Raw genomic sequence first — 16,443 nt, 5'->3', positions numbered from 1 at the left:
CCGCGAAGGGGCCAGTCGCCTCCCCGAAGATTTAAGGAATAAGCAATGCACCAACTGATCCTCGGCGGCGCCCGTTCCGGCAAGAGTCGCCTGGCCGAAAAACTCGCCATCGACAGCGCGCTGGCCGTGACCTACATCGCCACCAGCCAGCCACTCGATGGAGAAATGAGCGAGCGGGTGGCTCATCACCGCGCCCGTCGTCCTGCCGAATGGGCATTGATCGAAGAGCCGGTGGAACTGGCCCGGGTGCTGCGCGAATCCGCCCGTGCGGACCGCTGCCTGTTGGTGGATTGCCTGACCCTGTGGCTGACCAATCTGCTGATGCTCGACGACGTCGAACGCTTGCAAGCCGAGCGTGATGCTTTGCTGGACTGCCTGGCGTCGCTGCCGGGTGAAATCATTTTTGTCAGCAACGAGACCGGAATGGGTGTCGTGCCGCTGGGCGAATTGACTCGCCGCTATGTCGATGAAGCCGGTTGGCTGCATCAAGCTCTGGCTGAGCGTTGTCAGCGTGTCGTCCTGACTGTCGCCGGCCTGCCCCTGACTTTGAAAGGAACTGTGTTATGACTCAATCCTGGTGGCTGAACCCGTGCAAGCCGGTCGATACCCAAGCGGTCGAACAGGCGCAGGCGCGGCAGCAGCAACTGACCAAACCGGCCGGCTCCCTCGGTCAGCTGGAAGCGGTGGCGGTGCAACTGGCGGGTTTGCAGGGGCGGGTCAAGCCGAGTCTGGAGCAGGTGTGGATCGCGATTTTTGCCGGCGACCATGGCGTGGTCGCCGAGGGCGTGTCGGCGTTTCCTCAGGAAGTGACCGGGCAGATGCTGCTCAACTTCGTCAGCGGTGGTGCGGCGATCAGCGTACTGGCGCGGCAGTTGGGCGCTTCCCTCGAGGTGGTTGACCTCGGCACGGTAACGCCGTCGCTGAACCTGCCGGGCGTGCGGCACCTGAATGTCGGCCCGGGCACGGCAAACTTTGTACAGGGACCGGCCATGACTCAGGCCCAGGGGCAGCTCGCCCTGCAGGCCGGCCGCGACAGCGTGCAGCGGGCCATTGCCAGTGGTGCGCAGTTGTTTATCGGTGGCGAAATGGGTATCGGCAACACCACCGCCGCCAGCGCCCTGGCGTGCGCGCTACTCGATTGCCCGGTGGTCCATCTGACCGGGCCTGGCACCGGACTCAATGCCGAAGGTGTCAGCCACAAAGCGCAGGTGATCGAGCGCGCCCTGGCATTGCATGGCGCGCAGCGTGACGATGCCTTGCAGACCCTGTTCAACCTCGGTGGTTTCGAGATCGCCGCGCTGGTCGGTGCCTATCTCGCCTGTGCCCAGGAGGGTGTCGCGGTGCTGGTGGACGGCTTCATTTGCAGCGTCGCGGCACTGGTTGCGGTGCGCTTGAATCCGGATTGCCGTCAGTGGCTGTTGTTCGGTCATCGCGGTGCCGAGCCGGGGCATCGTCATGTGCTGGAAACCCTGGATGCGCAGCCTTTGCTCGAGCTCGGCCTGCGGCTTGGCGAAGGCAGTGGCGCAGCATTGGCGGTACCGCTGCTGCGCCTGGCGTGCGACCTGCACGGGCAGATGGCGACCTTCGCCGAAGCCGCCGTGGCAGATCGCCCGGTATGACCTTGCGCGTGGATCTGTTGCGGCACGGTGAAACTGAACTCGGCGGCGGTCTGCGCGGCAGTATCGATGATGCATTGACCGCTTTGGGCTGGGCGCAGATGCGCGCCGCCGTGGTCGGGCAAGGGCCGTGGGATCGGCTGGTCAGTTCGCCGTTGCAGCGTTGTGCGCGGTTTGCCGAGGAACTAGGTGCGCAGATGGGTGTGCCGGTGCACCTGGATAAAGACCTGCAAGAGTTGCATTTCGGCGCCTGGGAAGGACAAAGCGCGGCGGCGCTGATGGAAACCGACGCGCAGGCCCTGGGTTTGTTCTGGGCCGATCCGTATTCGTTCACGCCACCTCAGGGGGAGCCGGTTGCAGACTTTTCGGCGCGGGTGCTGGCGGCGCTGGAGCGTTTGCATGCGACTTGTGCCGGTGAGCGCATTTTGTTGATCAGCCATGGCGGAGTGATGCGTCTGTTGCTGGCACAAGCGCGCGGGCTGCCGCGAGAGCAACTGCTCAACGTTGAGGTCGGGCATGGCGCACTGTTTTCGCTGACGCTGGAGTCTGCTGGTGTATTGAAGGAAGTGCTCTGACCATGCTGCCATTCTGGATCGCCCTGCAATTTCTCAGCAGTCTGCCGATTCGCCTGCCCGGCATGCCTGAGCCCCGGGAGCTGGGGCGGTCGTTGCTGTTTTATCCGCTGGTGGGATTACTGTTTGGCGCCATTCTGTGGGCATTCAACTGGCTGTTGCAGGGCACGCCGACCTTGCTGCACGCGGCGTTACTGTTGAGCGTGTGGGTACTGCTCAGCGGTGGGTTGCACCTGGATGGCCTGGCGGACAGTGCCGATGCCTGGCTCGGCGGCTTTGGCGACCGTGAGCGTACGCTGACCATCATGAAAGACCCGCGTAGCGGGCCGATCGCCGTGGTGACGCTGGTGCTGGTGTTGTTGCTCAAGTTCACCGCGCTGCTGGCGCTGATCGAACAGCCGCATTCGCTGGCATTGATCATCGTGCCATTGATAGGGCGCAGCGCCTTGCTCGGCTTGTTCCTGAGCACACCCTATGTGCGTGCCGGTGGCCTGGGCCAGGCGCTGGCCGATCATCTTCCGCGTTCGGCGGGCAGGCAGGCGCTGGCGGTCAGCGCGCTGGCTTGTGTGTTGATCGCAGGCGTCAGCGGTGTGGTGGCGCTGGTGCTGGCGGCGCTGGGGTTTGTCTGGCTGCGCCAGGTGATGCTGCGGCGCCTGGGTGGCACGACGGGGGATACGGCAGGTGCAATGCTGGAGTTGCTGGAAGTTGCAGTGCTGGTAGGCTTGGCGCTGGCCTGATTGGGTTGCATTGATTTTTCCGGCCTCATCGCGAGCAAGCTAGCTCCCACATTGGAACGCGATCAACTGTGGGCGCGATCTTCCGGACACCGGTTGATCGCTGAACAAACCCCATGCCACTTGATTTAACCGACTCGCGGGTATATACACGCACCATGCTCGATTCCCAATGTTTATGCATCAACCTGCGTCGCGCCGCCCGTGGCGTCAGCAGGCATTACGACGGCGCTCTCGACGGCTTCGGGATCAACGTTGCGCAGTATTCTTTGCTGTGTAACCTGCAGCGTCTGGATCAGCCGAGCATCTCGACCCTGGCCGAGGCCATGGGCCTGGATCGCAGCACCCTGGGGCGCAATTTGCGGGTGCTGGAGGGTGACGGCCTGGTGACGCTGGTCGAGGGCGAGGACATGCGTAACCGCATCGTCCTGCTGACCGAGGCCGGCGCAGAGCGTCTGAAGGCTGCCTTGCCGGCCTGGGAAGCCGCTCAGCAACGATTGATCGATCGCTTGGGCCCTGAGAAGCGCGAAACCTTACTGAAGCTGCTGGACGAACTGGCGTGATGCCGGTTTTTTCGAACATAAGCGGGTATATACCCGCTACCGGAGAACAACAATGACATCGATGTGGCGTACATGTGGCTGGGTTCTGTTGGGGAGTGCGCTGATCCTTGCGTTGTCTCTGGGGGTTCGACATGGTTTCGGGCTGTTTCTGGCACCGATGAGCGCTGAGTTCGGCTGGGGCCGTGAAGTCTTTGCCTTCGCCATTGCCTTGCAGAACCTGATCTGGGGCCTGGCTCAGCCATTCACCGGCGCGCTGGCTGACCGCTTCGGCGCTGCGAAAGTAGTACTGGTTGGTGGCGTCCTGTACGCGGCCGGGCTGATTTGCATGGGGCTCTCCGACTCGGCGGTGACTCTGTCCCTGAGTGCCGGCCTGCTGATCGGCATCGGGCTGTCGGGTACGTCGTTCTCGGTGATTCTGGGTGTCGTCGGCCGCGCGGTGCCGCCGGAAAAACGCAGTATGGGCATGGGGATCGCCAGTGCTGCCGGTTCGTTCGGTCAATTCGCGATGTTGCCCGGTACCCTCGGTTTGATCGGATGGCTTGGCTGGTCCGCGGCGCTGCTGGTGCTGGGTTTGCTGGTGGCGCTGATCGTGCCGTTGGTGAGTATGCTCAAGGACAAGCCGCTGCCCGTCCTGGGCCACGAACAAACCCTTGGCGAAGCACTGCGCGAAGCCTGCTCCCACTCCGGATTCTGGCTGCTGGCGTTCGGCTTTTTTGTGTGCGGGTTCCAGGTGGTGTTCATCGGTGTGCACTTGCCGGCCTATCTGGTGGATCAGCATCTTCCGGCGACGGTCGGCACCACGGTGCTGGCGCTGATCGGCCTGTTCAACATTTTCGGCACCTATACCGCAGGATGGCTTGGCGGGCGCATGTCCAAGCCGCGTTTGCTCACCGGTCTGTATTTGCTGCGGGCGGTGGTCATTGCGTTGTTCCTGTGGGCGCCGGTGACCACCACCACGGCTTATCTGTTCGGCATGGCCATGGGCTTCCTGTGGCTGTCGACGGTGCCGTTGACCAACGGTACGGTGGCGACCTTGTTCGGCGTGCGAAACCTGTCCATGCTCGGTGGGATTGTTTTCCTGTTTCACCAGCTCGGTTCGTTCCTGGGCGGCTGGCTGGGTGGTGTGGTGTATGACCGTACCGGCAGCTATGACTTGATCTGGCAGGTCGCGATTCTCTTGAGCCTGTTGGCCGCCGCCCTGAACTGGCCGGTGCGTGAACGGCCGGTGGCGCGCCTGCAAACACAATTGAGTGCGACATGAACAGTCTTTGGCCTCGTATCACGATTTTCGCTGTCTGCACCTTGCTGCTTGCCCTGACGTGGTGGGGCTGGCATCAGGGCGGGCTGGCACTTTTGCAGTTGGGCATGGGGGCTTGCTAGCGTGCGGCGAGGGCGAGTAACGTCGTATATGACGAGTTTTCAAGGATGCACCGGCCTGCTGATGCGCGCGATTGCAGTCCCTTGATCAACAATCTCCAGATCGCAAAAGCAAGATCTTTTGACTTTTAATGCCTGCGCAACCACTCGATAAACAGCGCAAATGCTCGCGATAGCGGTGGGGATATGGTTGCTTTTGCCCTGGCGCACGCAAAAAAAGCCCCGCCTCTGTGAAGAGAGCGGGGCTTTTTGATTCCGATGGCGAGCGGTTCAGGCTCGCCGGGAATCATCAGAAGCGGTAGGTCGCACCGACACCGAAACCGTTGGCGCTGTTCTCGTACTTGGCGCTGTAACTGTCTACCAGGTTGGAGCGATCCACCTTGACAGCTTCTTCCTTCAGGTAGGAGTAGGCGACGTCGATGGTCAGATCATCGGTGACGTTGTAGCCGGCGCCAAGGCTGAAGATTGTGCGGTCACCTGTAGGAATGCGTGGGGATCGGTCGGTATTGTTGGTAGGCGACTGGTCAAAGCTCAGGCCGGTGCGCAATACCCACTGCTTATTCAGCTGGTAGGAGGTACCGATGGCGTAGGCCCAGGTATCGTGCCAGTTCTGCTCTTCCGTAATGGTGCCGAACAGGGCCGGGGACAATGCACCGCCTTGTGCCGCCGTTACGCCGTCGTTATTGACGGTGATGTCTTTCAAGCGGCTCCAGCGAGTCCAGGTGGAACCTGCATAAAGAGTCCACGCATCCGTCAGCTGTTGTGTCACGGAGAAGTCGACGGATTCAGGTGTTTCGATTTTCAGCGAAGCATCGTATCGATTGCTTTTCAGGAAGGCGGAAGGTGAATTTGCGCCTGCGCTGATATCGGTATGACCTTCAATCTTGTATTTCACCTTCGAGTGATAGGTCAGGCCGACACGAGTGGTGTCTGTTGCTTGTACCAGGACCCCGAAGTTGTAGCCAAGAGCGACATCATCCCCTTTGATTTTGACGTGGGTATCGCCAAAAAGAGGTACATCCGACTCCAGAGTGCCGCCAATGCGGTTGATGGTCGGGCCGAAACCAATCGATACTTTGTCGTTAAAGGCGTAGCTGACGGTAGGCTGGAAGGTGACAACCTTGACTTCGCTCTTGCTGCCGAAACCGGCACCCTGGAAGCCATTTTCATAGTCGGTAATCAGACCAAAAGGTGCGTAGACACCAAGGCCGAATGCCCAGTGATCATCAATCGGCTTGACGTAATAGCCCATCGGAACGGCTGTGAACGGCACCATGTCGCCTTTGTTGGTACCCGGGTGGGCGCCTTGGGCGTCTTTGATATCAGTCGAGGCATCGATAGCTGCGATCCCGCCAGTGACTTCCTGGCGCTTGATTCGCGACATGCCGGCAGGGTTGCCAAAAACAGTGCTTGCATCATCGGCAGATGAAGAGCGTCCCGCAAAACCAGTCCCCATTCCACTGATGCTCTGTTCGTTGAGGGCAAAGCCGCTCGCGAAAATCTGGGTGGATGCCAAGGCAACGGCGAGGCTAATGGTGGTTTTGAGCATTACTTTTTTCATTATTAGAATTCCTGATGATCACCGGGGCGAAAATTACCAACATTTTCGTCCCGGCGCCAGAGGCTGTATCGCTTGATTTAGAGCGGTTTTGTAGGACAATCCGACCAAAATCACGGCATGTTGCGCGATCTTTGGATCCAGGCGTGTCAGCAGGCGACCTGATTCAGCGGTGAAACACAGGTTTGCCAGGCGCAGGTGAAATCACGCAGACGCCCCTGTGGCTGAAAGGTCTGGCGCCAGATTCTGGCCATACCCAACAAATCATCAGGGGCGGGGAGGGGGGTGTTCTGTTCTTCCACCAGCAGCCAGGCGATGGCGGTGGCGTAACGCAGGTTGACGGTCAATTCGAGGTGCGGACCACTCAGAAACGCATGCTGGCTGGCCAGGCCGCGAACCAGGCTTGCACGCTCCGGATCAAGGGCCAGGTAATGGTCCCAAAGGGCCTGGTGGCGGGGCTCGGCAATGCGGTACAGGCCGTGCCCGCGGCGGTCATGCAGGGCGGAACCAAGGGCGGACTGGCTGGCGGCAATGCCCAGCAGCAGGGATTCGGCAGTAGCGCTATGACGTCCGAGGTAGATCAAGGTCGGACGAATCACATAACGGCACAGTTCGCTGGCAGCGATACCCATAAAACCCTCGAAACCTGAAATAGACGGCGATACCTGAAAGGGGGGGCTTGGCAGCGGTGAATCGGTTCAGGCTCGCCGCAAGCGGGTCAAGCCGCTTGAGTTGAAGTGTAGTGTCATATTCGCGCTGTAAAGGCCTGTTTTTAAAATATTTCCAGCGACCAGTTATAACCGTTATATCGGATCGTGCTTAGTCGTTGTGTGGTGGATGGGAAACATCGGGCAATAAAAAGCCCCGCTTTTCAGCAGGGCTTTTGAGGTTTTCAGCCTTTCTGGCGTCTCAGGCAATCAGTGCCTGGCGAGTACGCTCAATCACAGCCTGCAGCGGCTCGGCGCTGGAGTATTGATCGGGGTACAGGCGTTCGCTGTGACGAGCGATGCCGTGTTCGTTGACCAGGGTGAAGCTGAAGCAGCCTTTGCGAGCGGCCATGATCAGGCAGTTCATTGGCGCAAAAGCGTTGGTTAGGGTGCGAATGGCATCCTGAGTGTGGATTTGAGTGGACATAATTGGTGTTCCTACAAGCGACACGGATAAGAACCGTGCAAAGTTAAAACGTTCCAGTAACGTCGATCACCATTGATCGAACGAAGAACCCGACTGGAACAAAGCAGCCAGTTTGAAGCGCTGACAAGTTGGCGCGCTTGGGCTGGCAGGTAGGTACTTAGGAGGGCAGGCAACACATCAAGGGCAAAGGTTCTGGGCCCGGGGTGAAGATCCTGATCAATTTGCAGGTTGGTTCGAGCAGAGTAGGCAGGCGGTACAACACCCTTTGCTTTCGATTCAAAGGTTGTGTTGGCGCAAGATTTACCTGGAAACCATCGAGGTGGTCGATCCCGCTTGCTCGGTAGAGGCTTCCTTTGGGAAGGCTGACCGGGGGGATTTGTTCGACCAGAATTGACTTTCAGCTTGGTACTAACGCCGCGGATACTAACGGATTGAACTGGCCAAGGGAAGTGTGTTAGCAAAAAGAATTTTCCAACAGGTGCCCGATCGGGCAGTTTTGTCTTGTGGCCAGGCGTATGAAGCTGCGCTACCTGCGATTGCTGCGCCCTGTAGCAGAAGAAAATCCGACCATTGGTCATCGATGTTGGTAGCAACGCAGCCGTCTAAACACCGGGTTTGCCAAGGTTTATCCCCAGGCATGACCAAAAAACGCGCCGAAAAAGTGCATGGATATAACCGTCGCAAAGGCACTTGTGCACATTAGTTGCGCACTCTGTCACCCCGCTGTCATCTCATGTTCAAGCCTCGTGGCTGCCTGTAACCAAAATTTAAGTCAATGAAAAACATCGCTTTTTTTTACTGGTGAAAAAATCGTCAGTTTGACTGCGAGCCCCATTCCACAGGGCTTTGAGCGGGTTCAGGGGCGGTTGTCCACTGAGTTATCCACAGCTTCTGTGGATTGTCCCGAGTGCTTGCTCTAGGACGGGCGTGCCGGGAGATTTTCAGCTTTACCTGTAAGAAAAAGAGAGTAAAGTTGCGCGCCTTCCGATCTGCCCCACAGTGCTTTATGAAGTTTCGCTCAGCCTCTGTTTCCTCTTCCTCCGCACATCCCTCTGTTGCCCCTACCAAGCGCTTTTCCATGCGCGTGGCGGAGTGGCTGTTGGACAGTCCGCATCTGGGCGAAAACCGTAACGTCAAACACATCGCCGGACGTCTGCTCAAGCAGCCGGCCCGTGAAGGCGTGGTGGCTGCACAAAGCCGTCTTGGCCAGTTGATGTGCCGCGAATGCGGGAATGCCCGGGACCGCCGGATCGGCCAGGACCTGCTGCGTCAGGCCGCTCGGGCAGGCGATCGCCGTGCTCAACAGGAACTGGGGCTGATCGAAGACTGAGCTGTCCAACACCGGACGCCTTGGTTAACCTTCAGGCTTTATCCCAATGGCAGGAGTGGCTATGGCAATGGATTTGACCAGCGTAGTGCTGGGTCTGGCAGCGGCTGGTTTACCGTTGCTGGTATTGGCCTGGCAACTTCAGCGTCGGGCCAGCACCACGCAGGCAGACATTGCACTGCTGCAAGAGCGCCTGGCCATGGCGCAATTGGCGCAGGACGGATTGAACGCACAGCTCGAATCCGGCCGCGACGAAATCGCTGACCTGACCCAGGCCAACGCCGCCAAACAGGCTGATCTGGCGGCGCTGCGTCGTGAAGTCGAACTGCTGCAGATCGAGCGCGACGACGCTCGGGACGCCGCCCATGCCTGGAATATCGAACGCGCGGGCAAAGAAGCCGAACTGCGCCGTCTGGATGCCCAGGCCGCGTCGCTCAATGCCGAATTGCGCGAGCAGCAGGACAGCCATCAGCAACGCCTCAATGACCTGCAAGGTTCGCGGGACGAGTTGCGTGCGCAGTTTGCCGAGCTGGCAGGGAAAATTTTCGATGAGCGCGAGCAGCGTTTTGCCGAAACCAGTCAGCAGCGCCTGGGGCAGTTGCTCGATCCGCTCAAGGAGCGCATCCAGTCCTTCGAAAAGCGTGTCGAGGAAAGCTATCAGAGCGAGGCCCGTGAGCGTTTCTCCCTGGCAAAGGAACTGGAGCGACTGCAACAACTGAATTTGCGCTTGAGCGATGAAGCCACCAACCTGACCCGCGCCTTGAAAGGGCAGAAGACCCAGGGCAATTGGGGTGAACTGATTCTTGAACGCGTGCTCGAGCATGCGGGACTGGAGAAGGGTCGCGAGTACCAGACGCAGGTCCATCTCAAGGGGCCGGACGGCGAGCGCTTTCAGCCGGACGTGATCATTTATCTGCCGGGCGACAAGCAGGTGGTGGTCGACTCAAAGGTCAGCCTGACGGCCTATCAGCAATACGTGGCGGCTGAGGACGAGGCCATCGGCCAGATCGCCATCAAGCAGCACGTGCTGTCGTTGCGCAATCACGTCAAAGGCCTGGCCGGCAAGGATTACAAGCGCCTCGATGGCTTGCACAGCCTGGATTTCGTATTGCTCTTCGTGCCGATCGAGGCGGCGTTTTCTGCCGCGTTGCAGGCTGAGCCGACGCTGTTTCAGGAGGCATTCGACCGCAACATCGTGATCGTCAGTCCCACCACGTTGCTGGCGACCCTGCGCGTCATCGATAGCCTGTGGAAGCAGGAACGCCAGAGCCAGAATGCCCGGGAAATCGCCGAGCGGGCCGGGTGGCTGTACGACAAGTTCGTACTGTTCATTCAGGATCTGGACGAGGTCGGCAATCGCTTGCAGCAACTGGACAAGGCTTACAGCTCGGCACGCAACAAGCTGACCGAGGGGCGTGGCAACCTGGTCAGTCGCAGTGAGCAACTCAAGCTGCTGGGCGCACGGGCGAGCAAGAGCCTGCCGGCGGACTTGCTGGAGCGGGCGATGACCGATGTCGATGGGTTGGTCGAGTTGCCGGAATAACCCCGGGCGAGCGTGGACCTTGTGTTGAACCTCGTTACAACGGCAGATGCCGACTCAACAACGCCCGCAACGCCGCCGGTTTCACCGGTTTTGCCAGGTAATCCAGCCCCGCGGCATGCACAAGGTTTACCGTCTCCGGCCGGCCATCGGCGCTGATCACCACCCCGGGAACCGGCTCGCCCATTTGCGTGCGCAACCAGGCCATCAAATCGGTGCCGGTCTCACCATGATCGAGGTGGTAATCCACCAACGCCAATTGCGGGCGCACGCCTTCGTCCAGCAGCGCTGCGCACTCCTCGCGATTGCGTGCGGTCCAGACCTGGCATCCCCAGCGGCTGAGCAGGCTGTTCATGCCGATCAGGATGCTGTCCTCATTGTCGATGCACAGCACCTGCGCCCCATTGAGCAATTTGCCGTTGAGCTCGGCGACTTTGACCGGCGCTGCGGTTTGTGTCCGGGCCAGCGGCACGCTGACGCTGAATACGCTGCCGCGTCCCGGCCAGGAGCGTACGCGCAAGGTATGCCCGAGCACGCGACACAGCCCGTCGGCAATCGCCAGCCCCAGGCCGAGGCCTTTTTCGGCCCGTGTCTGGTGGCTGTCGAGGCGCTTGAACTCTTCGAAAATCACCTGCTGTTTGTCTTCCGGAATACCCGGTCCACGGTCCCAGACTTCCAGGCTCAATCCTTCCTTGTGCCGACGAACCCCTAATAACACTGGCCCTTTGCCGTAGCGGAAAGCGTTGGTCAGGAAGTTCTGCAAAATCCGCCGCAGCAGTTTGATGTCGCTGTCGACCCGTAGCGCGCTGCCGCGAACGCGGAACTCCAGTTTTTGTTCGCGCGCCAGCACCTTGAACTCGGTACCAAGGGTGTCGAACAGTTCGTTGAGTGCGAACGGCTGGCGATTCGGGTTGATCTTGCCGTTCTCCAGGCGGGAGATGTCCAGCAGGTCGCTGATCAAGTCCTCGGCCGAGCGTAGCGAGCTGTCCAGGTGTTCGACCAGTTTCTGCGCTTCGCCGGACAAACCATCGTTCTGGTGGGAGAGGGCGGCGGAGAACAGTCGCGCCGCATTCAGCGGCTGCATCAGGTCATGGCTGACAGCCGCGAGGAAACGGGTCTTCGACTGGTTGGCCGCCTCGGCGGTGCCCTTGGCTTCGGTCAGGGCAACGTTGAGCTGCGATAACTCGTGGGTGCGTTCGGTGACCCGTCGCTCCAGGCCTTCGTTGGCTTCGGTCAGTGCCTGCTCGGCTTCGCGGAACGCGGTGATGTCGGTGAAACTCATGACGAAACCACCGCCCGGCATCGGGTTACCGATCAGTTCGATCACCCGACCGTTGGGGAACAGGCGCTCGGAGGTATGCGCTCGGCCCTGGCGCATCCAGTGCAGGCGGCGCGCGACGTGCACTTCGGCCTCGCCGGGGCCGCACAGTCCGCGCTCGGCATTGTGACGGATGATGTCGGCAATCGGTCGGCCGACTCTGATCAGGCCATCCGGGTAGTTGAACAAATCCAGATAGCGACGGTTCCAGGCCACCAGTTTCAGCGACTGGTCGACCACGCTGATGCCCTGGGTGATGTTCTCGATGGCGCCTTGCAGCAAGGCACGGTTGAATTGCAGCACTTCCGACGCTTCGTCGGCGATGCGCACGACGTCCTCCAGTTGCATCTCCCGGCCTTCAATGGCCGCCTTGACCACTGCGCGGGTCGAAGAGGCACCGAGCACACCGGCCAGCAAGCGTTCGGTATGGGCAATCCATTCACTGTCGGCGTTCTGGTTCGGATTGAAGCCTATGCCCTGGCGATAGGCAAAACGGATGAAGCTTTGCCGGGCGCGTTCTTCGCCGACGAAGCGCGCGGCCAGTTGCAGCAGGTCGTCGATCTGCACTGCCAGCATCGAGCGTGCGCTGGGACGGGCACTGATTTCCTGGCCGATGAAGCGGCCCGCTTGCCAGTGTTCGGAAACCCGGGTGCGGGACAGTACCGAGACCCAGGCGAACAGTGTGAAATTGCCTGCCAGCGACAGCACCACGCCTTGGGTCAGCGGGGTGATCGGCAGGTTAAGTGGATTGCCGTGCAACCAGGCCAGGCCAGGGAACGTGCTCAGGGACAGACCGAGGCTATTAGCAGCAATCGGCAGGATCAAGGTGTAGAACCACAGGAAGGTGCCTGCGGCGAGGCCGGCGAACACGCCACGACGGTTGGCCTGTTTCCAGTACAGCGCACCGAGCATGGCGGGGGCCAGTTGGGTCACGGCGGCGAAGGCGATCTGGCCGATTGTCGCCAGGCTGGCGGTCGAGCCCAGCAGGCGATAACTGACGTAGGCCAACAGCAGAATGACCACGATGCTGACGCGGCGCACCGACAGCATCCACTGACGGAACACTTCGAACGGGCGCTCGGCGTTGTTGCGCCGCAGCAGCCAGGGTAACAGCATGTCGTTGGACACCATGGTCGACAGCGCCACGCTGGCCACGATCACCATGCCAGTGGCCGCCGATGCGCCACCGATAAATGCCAACAGGGCCAGCGCCGGGTGCGCCTGGGCCAGGGGCAGGCTGATGACGAACGAGTCTGGCAACACCGAGCTGGGCAGCATCATCTGCCCGGCCAGTGCGATCGGCACGACAAACAATGCCGCGAGGGCGAGGTAGGCCGGGAATACCCACTTGGCCAGGCGCAGATCCTGGGGCTCGATGTTCTCGACCACCGTCACGTGAAATTGCCGCGGCAGGCAAATGATCGCCATCATCGCCACTCCGGTCTGTACCACCATCGACGGCCAGTTAATGGTCTCCTTCCAGTACTGTTCGAGCCGAGGCGCGAGCATGGCCTGGTCGAACAGGTCGTCGAAGCCGTCGTACAGGCCGTAGGTCACGAAGGCGCCGACGGCGAGAAACGCGAACAGTTTGACCAGCGATTCGAAGGCAATGGCCAGCACCATGCCGCGGTGGTGCTCCGTGGCGTCGAGGTTGCGGGTGCCGAAGACAATGGTGAACAGCGCCAGTACCAACGATACGATCAGCGCGGTGTCCTGGGCACGGGTGCCCATGGCGTCGGCGCCGGCACCGATCAGCAGGTTCACGCCGAGCACAATGCCTTTGAGCTGCAGCGCGATATAGGGCAGTACGCCGACCAGGCAAATCAGTGCCACCACCACTGCCAGCGACTGGGATTTGCCATAGCGTGCGGCGATGAAGTCGGCGATGGAGGTGATGTTCTCCTGTTTACTGATCATTACCATTTTTTGCAGGACCCACGGCGCGCCGACCAGCAACAGGATCGGCCCGAGGTAGATCGGCAGGAACGACCAGAGCTGTTCGGCGGCCTGGCCCACGGAGCCGAAGAAAGTCCAGCTGGTGCAATAGACCGCCAGCGACAGGCTGTACACCCAGGCGCGCACTCGCGGCGGCAAGGGCGCGCTGCGACGGTCGCCATAGAAGGCGATGGCGAACATGATGGCCATATAGGCCAGGGCGACGGCGGCGATCAGCCCGGTGGACAGCGACATGGGGACTCCAGACAAAAGACTCCCGGGACTCCCGCCCGGACAGACAGTCTCGCACGACCGCCAGCGTTAGTCAGTGTCGACCAAGGTCGTGGCGTGGCGGGGAGTCGCAGGGGAATTTGCAGTGTCTGGACCTGCCCCATCGCCAGCAAGCTCGGCTCCCACAGGGGGGGCGGCAAACACAGGGCAAATGTGGGAGCGAGCTTGCTCGCGATGGGGGTCTCACTGATTCAATGCAATCTCAATCAATCGGTGCAACTCCTCAACCTCCAGCGGCGCCTCGGCAAACAGGATGCGAAACACCGTCGGTGCGGCGATCAGATTGATCAGCCGATCGACACTGGGCTTGGGCTCATCCGGATAGCGATCCAGAATCGTCTGCAGTTGCCCGCCAATGATGGTCGCGCAATAACTCGGCTTCAACGCTGCCTGCACGTCGTACAGCATGTTGCGGCCGGGTTCGGAGCTCATCTCGTCCAGGTACTGCTCGGCCCAGGCCCGCACGTCACCGTGCAGGCTGCCGGTATTGGCCGGCTCGTTGTCGGGCTGCATGCGGGCGAGGGCGACGTCGGCCAGCAGCGCCGACACATCGCCCCAGCGTCGATAGATGGTGGACGGTGTGACTCCCGCGCGCGCCGCAATTTGCGGCACCGTCATGCTGGCGCGGTCCTGCTCCTCGAGGAGTTGGCGCACGGCCGAATGAATCGACTCTTGAACCCGGGCGCTGCGGCCGCCGGGGCGTAAAGTGGGAGCGGTCATCTTGTGTTTCCTGTATTGCACCGGGTCTTGCGGCTGGCACCCGGTCCTGAAAGCCATGCATCGGACCTTAACACAAAGAATTTGCTTTAAGAGAAGTCCAGTAGCACACTCCGCAAAAGCAAAAAATTAGCTTTTGCGGAGTGTGCTCATGCCCGGTTCTCATTCAAATCGTGTCAGCCTGTGGTTTCTGGCAATAACCTTACTCAGTTTTCTGGCGGCTTCCACCGCGCCGACGCCGCTGTATCACCTGTACCAGGAGCAGATGCAGTTTTCGCCAGCGACCTTGACCCTGATTTTTGCCGTGTATGCCCTCAGCCTGTTGGCAGCGTTGCTGACGGTCGGCTCGCTGTCGGATTACCTGGGGCGCAAACCGGTGATTTTTACGGCGGTGCTGCTGAACATCCTGGCGATGTTGCTGTTTATCTACGCCGACAGCGTTGCGTGGCTGATCAGTGCCCGGGTCCTGCAGGGGTTCGCCACCGGCATGGCGACTGCCGTGCTGAGTGCAACCTTGCTGGACACCGATCGCCAGCAAGGCCCGCTGGTCAATAGTGTCGCGCCCTTGCTCGGCATGGCTCTGGGGGGAATGGGCTGCGGTTTGCTGGCCGAGTTTGCGCCGGCGCCGTTGCACCTGACCTACTGGCTGCTACTTGCTCTGTTCGCGATGCAGGCTGTATTTGTCTGGCGTTTGCCGCAGAGCGTCACGCGCCAGTCCGGGGCTTGGGCATCATTGCGGCCCACCTTGCATGTGCCGGTCCAGGCACGCACGACGTTGTGGCGAGTGTTGCCGCTCAACACGGCGACCTGGGCGCTGGGCGGTTTTTACGCGTCGCTGGCACCTTCGCTGGTGCGCACGGCGACCGGTTCAACGTCGAACCTGATTGGTGGGGCGACCGTCGCCGCATTGACGGTGACCGGTGCGCTGATGATTTACACCTTGCGCAATCAGGCGGCGCCCAAGGCGCTGCAAGTGGGCGCCAGCTCATTGCCGGCGGGAGTCCTGCTGATTTTACTGGGTGTGCACAGCGCCAGTTTGCCGCTGTTTTTCCTTGGCACGCTGGTCGCCGGTTGTGGCTTCGGTGCCGGTTTCCTCGGGGCGGTGCGCAGCCTGGTGCCGCTGGCCTTGCCCCATGAGCGCGCCGGGTTGATGTCGGCGTATTACGTGCTGAGTTATCTGGCGTTTTGCCTGCCAGCGCTGCTGGCCGGGAACCTGGCGCGGACCTTTGGTCTGGTGGCAACCACCGATGGTTATGGTGCGGTGTTGACGGTGTTGGCCCTCAGCGCCATGGCGGGTTTACTGCGATCCCGTTCGGCCGGGGTCTGTGAGGCCAACCGGTAAAATTGAGTTAGCCTTGGAGGCTTCTCAGCTCACTCGAAGGATCGGACCATGAAAATCATCCGCAGCAAATCGTTCATTGGCGAGCGTGCCTGGGCCGCGTTGGATATCGCCAGCATGAACGGCATCACCACGCGGCTGCACTGGACCGATCAACCCTACAAGTGGCATGTCAACGATGGCGAGGAAGTGTTCGTGGTGCTCGATGGGCAAGTGCGGATGCTTTATCGCCAGGAAGGTGTCGAGCAGGAGGCATTGCTGAGCGTCGGGGACATTTTTCATGCCTCGGTTGGCACTGAACACGTGGCCCACCCACTGGGTCCGGCGCGGATTCTGGTGATTGAATCGCAAGGCAGTGTCTGATCATATATCTGTGTAATAGATAAGATATAGAGAAATTACCCGTTATATAGATATTCGAT

Annotated in this window: 15 protein-coding genes; 10 read left to right on the top strand and 5 right to left on the bottom strand. The window is 60.5% G+C overall.

Annotated elements, in window-relative coordinates; all coding sequences use genetic code 11:
• The first annotated feature begins 45 nt into the window (after positions 1-45).
• The 6 genes from cobU to KGA81_RS01440 all read left to right on the top strand — a co-directional run bounded on the left by cobU (position 46) and on the right by KGA81_RS01440 (position 4,746).
• The gene (gene cobU, locus KGA81_RS01465) at positions 46-567 is read left to right on the top strand and encodes a bifunctional adenosylcobinamide kinase/adenosylcobinamide-phosphate guanylyltransferase (protein ID WP_223544259.1); all 522 of its coding nucleotides are present in this window, start codon (positions 46-48) and stop codon (positions 565-567) included.
• Entirely contained in the window at positions 564-1,619 is a 1,056-nt protein-coding gene (gene cobT, locus KGA81_RS01460) for a nicotinate-nucleotide--dimethylbenzimidazole phosphoribosyltransferase (RefSeq protein WP_223544258.1), read from the top strand. The genes cobU and cobT overlap by 4 nt, the downstream gene beginning before the upstream one ends.
• The gene (gene cobC / locus KGA81_RS01455) at positions 1,616-2,191 is read left to right on the top strand and encodes an alpha-ribazole phosphatase family protein (RefSeq protein ID WP_223544257.1); all 576 of its coding nucleotides are present in this window, start codon (positions 1,616-1,618) and stop codon (positions 2,189-2,191) included. Before cobT ends, cobC begins: the two co-directional genes overlap by 4 nt.
• 2 nt (positions 2,192-2,193) lie before the next feature.
• Positions 2,194-2,925 carry an adenosylcobinamide-GDP ribazoletransferase gene (locus tag KGA81_RS01450; protein ID WP_223544256.1) on the top strand — a complete coding sequence of 244 codons (732 nt, stop codon included), beginning with the start codon at positions 2,194-2,196 and terminating at the stop codon, positions 2,923-2,925.
• 155 nt (positions 2,926-3,080) lie between these two features.
• Complete coding sequence (locus KGA81_RS01445) at positions 3,081-3,485, top strand: MarR family winged helix-turn-helix transcriptional regulator (protein WP_108219022.1); 405 nt, start codon at positions 3,081-3,083, stop codon at positions 3,483-3,485.
• A gap of 52 nt (positions 3,486-3,537) precedes the next feature.
• Complete coding sequence (locus tag KGA81_RS01440) at positions 3,538-4,746, top strand: MFS transporter (protein WP_223544255.1); 1,209 nt, start codon at positions 3,538-3,540, stop codon at positions 4,744-4,746.
• Positions 4,747-5,151: 405 nt separating this feature from the next.
• On the opposite strand, the gene KGA81_RS01435 is transcribed toward KGA81_RS01440, so the two are convergent.
• From KGA81_RS01435 to KGA81_RS01425, 3 genes are all read right to left on the bottom strand, one after another.
• Positions 5,152-6,423, bottom strand: coding sequence for an OmpP1/FadL family transporter (locus KGA81_RS01435; protein ID WP_223544254.1), 1,272 nt, complete (start codon positions 6,421-6,423; stop codon positions 5,152-5,154).
• Positions 6,424-6,569: 146 nt separating this feature from the next.
• Positions 6,570-7,052, bottom strand: a complete 483-nt coding sequence (locus KGA81_RS01430) for a hypothetical protein (RefSeq protein WP_007984504.1) — start codon at positions 7,050-7,052, stop codon at positions 6,570-6,572.
• Positions 7,053-7,329: 277 nt separating this feature from the next.
• Positions 7,330-7,554 carry a hypothetical protein gene (locus KGA81_RS01425; RefSeq protein ID WP_019407963.1) on the bottom strand — a complete coding sequence of 75 codons (225 nt, stop codon included), beginning with the start codon at positions 7,552-7,554 and terminating at the stop codon, positions 7,330-7,332.
• A 1,006-nt stretch (positions 7,555-8,560) separates the two neighbouring features.
• On the opposite strand from KGA81_RS01425, the gene KGA81_RS01420 reads away from it, so the two are divergent.
• Both KGA81_RS01420 and rmuC read left to right on the top strand, forming a co-directional pair.
• A complete protein-coding gene (locus KGA81_RS01420; protein ID WP_223544253.1) occupies positions 8,561-8,884 on the top strand; it encodes a sel1 repeat family protein in 324 nt (107 codons plus the stop codon).
• Between the two features lie 175 nt (positions 8,885-9,059).
• A complete protein-coding gene (gene rmuC, locus KGA81_RS01415; RefSeq protein WP_223544371.1) occupies positions 9,060-10,424 on the top strand; it encodes a DNA recombination protein RmuC in 1,365 nt (454 codons plus the stop codon).
• 34 nt (positions 10,425-10,458) lie between these two features.
• Here rmuC and KGA81_RS01410 read toward each other — a convergent pair whose 3' ends face one another.
• Positions 10,459-13,929, bottom strand: a complete 3,471-nt coding sequence (locus KGA81_RS01410) for a PAS domain-containing hybrid sensor histidine kinase/response regulator (RefSeq protein ID WP_223544252.1) — start codon at positions 13,927-13,929, stop codon at positions 10,459-10,461.
• Between the two features lie 219 nt (positions 13,930-14,148).
• Positions 14,149-14,685 (bottom strand): TetR/AcrR family transcriptional regulator, encoded by a 537-nt coding sequence (locus KGA81_RS01405; RefSeq protein ID WP_223544251.1) that lies wholly within the window; start codon positions 14,683-14,685, stop codon positions 14,149-14,151.
• A gap of 148 nt (positions 14,686-14,833) precedes the next feature.
• Here KGA81_RS01405 and KGA81_RS01400 point away from each other — a divergent pair, with 148 nt between their 5' ends.
• Complete coding sequence (locus KGA81_RS01400; RefSeq protein WP_223544250.1) at positions 14,834-16,024, top strand: MFS transporter; 1,191 nt, start codon at positions 14,834-14,836, stop codon at positions 16,022-16,024.
• Between the two features lie 48 nt (positions 16,025-16,072).
• Positions 16,073-16,384: a cupin gene (locus tag KGA81_RS01395; protein WP_223544249.1), complete on the top strand. Its 312-nt coding sequence runs from the start codon at positions 16,073-16,075 to the stop codon at positions 16,382-16,384.
• Positions 16,385-16,443: the final 59 nt, after the last annotated feature.

It is taken from the genome of Pseudomonas sp. A-B-19, from assembly GCF_019947515.1.
In the GTDB taxonomy this organism is placed as follows: domain Bacteria; phylum Pseudomonadota; class Gammaproteobacteria; order Pseudomonadales; family Pseudomonadaceae; genus Aquipseudomonas.
Note: the sequence above shows the minus strand (reverse complement) of the source record. Positions and strands in the feature narration are given on the sequence as shown.

Excerpts from the sequence above, each read along its gene's own strand:
- cobU (WP_223544259.1), top strand. The coding sequence starts at position 46 with ATGCACCAACTGATCCTCGGCGGCGCCCGTTCCGGCAAGAGTCGCCTG.
- cobT (WP_223544258.1), top strand. The coding sequence starts at position 564 with ATGACTCAATCCTGGTGGCTGAACCCGTGCAAGCCGGTCGATACCCAA.
- cobC (WP_223544257.1), top strand. The coding sequence starts at position 1,616 with ATGACCTTGCGCGTGGATCTGTTGCGGCACGGTGAAACTGAACTCGGC.
- KGA81_RS01450 (WP_223544256.1), top strand. The coding sequence starts at position 2,194 with ATGCTGCCATTCTGGATCGCCCTGCAATTTCTCAGCAGTCTGCCGATT.
- KGA81_RS01445 (WP_108219022.1), top strand. The coding sequence starts at position 3,081 with ATGCTCGATTCCCAATGTTTATGCATCAACCTGCGTCGCGCCGCCCGT.
- KGA81_RS01440 (WP_223544255.1), top strand. The coding sequence starts at position 3,538 with ATGACATCGATGTGGCGTACATGTGGCTGGGTTCTGTTGGGGAGTGCG.
- KGA81_RS01435 (WP_223544254.1), bottom strand. The coding sequence starts at position 6,423 with ATGAAAAAAGTAATGCTCAAAACCACCATTAGCCTCGCCGTTGCCTTG.
- KGA81_RS01430 (WP_007984504.1), bottom strand. The coding sequence starts at position 7,052 with ATGGGTATCGCTGCCAGCGAACTGTGCCGTTATGTGATTCGTCCGACC.
- KGA81_RS01425 (WP_019407963.1), bottom strand. The coding sequence starts at position 7,554 with ATGTCCACTCAAATCCACACTCAGGATGCCATTCGCACCCTAACCAAC.
- KGA81_RS01420 (WP_223544253.1), top strand. The coding sequence starts at position 8,561 with ATGAAGTTTCGCTCAGCCTCTGTTTCCTCTTCCTCCGCACATCCCTCT.
- KGA81_RS01410 (WP_223544252.1), bottom strand. The coding sequence starts at position 13,929 with ATGTCGCTGTCCACCGGGCTGATCGCCGCCGTCGCCCTGGCCTATATG.
- KGA81_RS01405 (WP_223544251.1), bottom strand. The coding sequence starts at position 14,685 with ATGACCGCTCCCACTTTACGCCCCGGCGGCCGCAGCGCCCGGGTTCAA.
- KGA81_RS01400 (WP_223544250.1), top strand. The coding sequence starts at position 14,834 with ATGCCCGGTTCTCATTCAAATCGTGTCAGCCTGTGGTTTCTGGCAATA.
- KGA81_RS01395 (WP_223544249.1), top strand. The coding sequence starts at position 16,073 with ATGAAAATCATCCGCAGCAAATCGTTCATTGGCGAGCGTGCCTGGGCC.